Genomic DNA, 2,264 nt, shown 5'->3' on the forward strand with positions numbered 1-2,264 from the left:
CCACCGGCGGGGTCGTGCTCACCCTCGCCGGCACCACGCCCGCCGCCGTCCCCGACTCGGCCACCCGCGCCGACGCCACACCCGGTCCCGCCGAGGCGCCCGAGCCGGTCGACGCGCTGGGGGCGGAGGGCTACCGCCTGGCCGTGACCGCGGACGGCGTACGGATCAGCGCGGCCACGGCGACGGGGCTCTTCCACGGCGTGCAGTCGCTGCGGCAGCTGCTGCCGGCCGCGATCGAGAGCCCGACCCCGATGGCCGAGCGCTGGGCGGTACCCGGCGGGGTGATCGTCGACCGGCCGCGGTTCCCGTACCGGGGCGCGATGCTCGACGTGGCGCGGCACTTCTTCGCGGTCGCCGACGTGCTGCGGGTGATCGACCACCTGGCCCGGTACAAGCTCAACCACCTGCACCTGCACCTGACCGACGACCAGGGCTGGCGGATTGCCGTGGACTCGTGGCCGCGACTGGCCGCCGTCGGCGGGGCGACCGAGGTGGGCGACGGCCCCGGCGGCTGCTACACCGCCGCCGACTACCGCCGGATCGTCCGGTACGCCGCCCGCCGGCACATCACCGTGGTGCCGGAGATCGACCTGCCCGGGCACACCAACGCCGCGCTGACCGCGTACCCGGAACTGGCGCCGGACAAGGTCGGGCCGCCGCCGTACACCGGCACCGAGGTCGGCTTCAGCTACGTCGACCCGGCCGACGAGCGGACGTACGACTTCGTCGCGGACGTGCTCGGCGAGGTCGCCGCCCTCACTCCCGGGCCGTGGCTGCACATCGGTGGCGACGAGGCGTTCAAGGTGAAGGGCGAGGCGTACACCGGCTTCGTCGAGCGGGCGCAGCGGATCGTGGCCGGCACCGGCAAGACGGTGGTCGGCTGGCACCAGCTCGCCCCGGCCGGGCACGTCGACGGGCGGGTGCTCCAGTGGTGGGGCACCGACGGCGACGATCCGGTGGTGGCCGACGCGGTACGCCGCGGCGCCCGACTCATCCTCTCCCCCGGCAACCGGGCCTACCTCGACATGAAGTACGCCCCCGACACCCCGATCGGGCACGACTGGGCCGGGCTGATCGACGTCCGGACGGCGTACGACTGGGACCCGGCGACGCACGTGGCGGGCGTACCGGTGGAGGCGGTGCTGGGCGTCGAGGCGCCGCTCTGGACCGAGTCGGTGAACTCGCTCGCGGAGATCGAGTTCATGCTGCTGCCCCGGCTCCCCGCCATCGCGGAGCTGGGCTGGTCGCCCCGGGCCACCCACGACTGGGCCGCGTTCCGGGACCGGCTGGCCGGGCACGGCCCGCGCTGGACCACCGCCGGCATCTCCTTCCACCCCTCGGCGGAGATCCCCTGGCCGGCCGAGCCCGCCACGTCGGACTTGCCCGAGCCGGAGGTGAGGAACCGGATCCCGGCCCCACGCCCCGGCGATGCCGAAACCGCCCAGCCGACGGGAGCAGCCGAGGCAGCGTGACCGCAGGCGGCCCGGCCTACTGCCACCCAGGCTGACCGCTTCCAGCGGTCGGGCGGACTGCAACGCCCCGTGATCGGTTCCTGCGCCCCGGCGGACTGCAACGCCCCCGTGATCGGTTCCGGCGGCCCAGCGGACTGCGACGCAGGGTGACCGGTTCCATCGGCCCCGCGACGGCAACGCAGGGTGACCGGTTTTACCGAACGACACGGTGATCGCTCAGGCGCGCGCCCTCCCCGCCGGGTCTGACCAGCACCGTTGGGACGCAGACCCACCGGCCGCGGCATGCTGTCACCCACGCTTTGCTCTGCTGCAGCGGACGCAACAGGCACGCAAGGTGACTGTTGCGTCCGGGGCAGCAGAGCAAAGGGAGAAGCGCGCGGTCTGCCGGCTGGGAACGGCATCACGCGGAGTGGCCGCTACCGAGCCCGGGCCGCGTCGGGGCGGGTCGGCTGGGCCGCGTCGGGCAGAAGCTGGAGCTCGCCGAAAGCCACGCGCCGCCGTCCTGACAAAGCCGAGCGCCCCGCGACCCCGCAATTGCCCGGAACGAGTGGCCTCGGTGCGCCGGGAGGCCACCGTCTCCGTGAAACCGCGGATCGCGCAGCCCGCACGGTCGGTCGCCCGGGCGCGTCGAATGTCCGGTCCCGGTGCGTGGGCTGTCCGGTCCTGGGGTGGGTGTCCCGTGGGCGGGGCCACCCGTGCGGCGGAATCATGCCCACCCCCGGGTCGTTGAACATGGCATACCCACCGGCGCTCCCCCGCGCCACGACGGGCCCCCGCCCGGCGGAATGCCTA

General features: G+C 74.5%; 1 protein-coding gene. It reads left to right on the forward strand.

The features are described from left to right. Nucleotides 1–1,472, forward strand: a 1,472-nt coding sequence (locus tag DKL51_RS31230; protein ID WP_124813060.1) for a beta-N-acetylhexosaminidase, incomplete at its 5' end; no start/stop codon positions are given. Between the last annotated feature and the right edge of the window lie 792 nt (nucleotides 1,473–2,264).

This window comes from Micromonospora globispora (genome assembly GCF_003857015.1).
Taxonomy (GTDB): Bacteria; Actinomycetota; Actinomycetes; order Mycobacteriales; family Micromonosporaceae; genus Micromonospora; species Micromonospora globispora.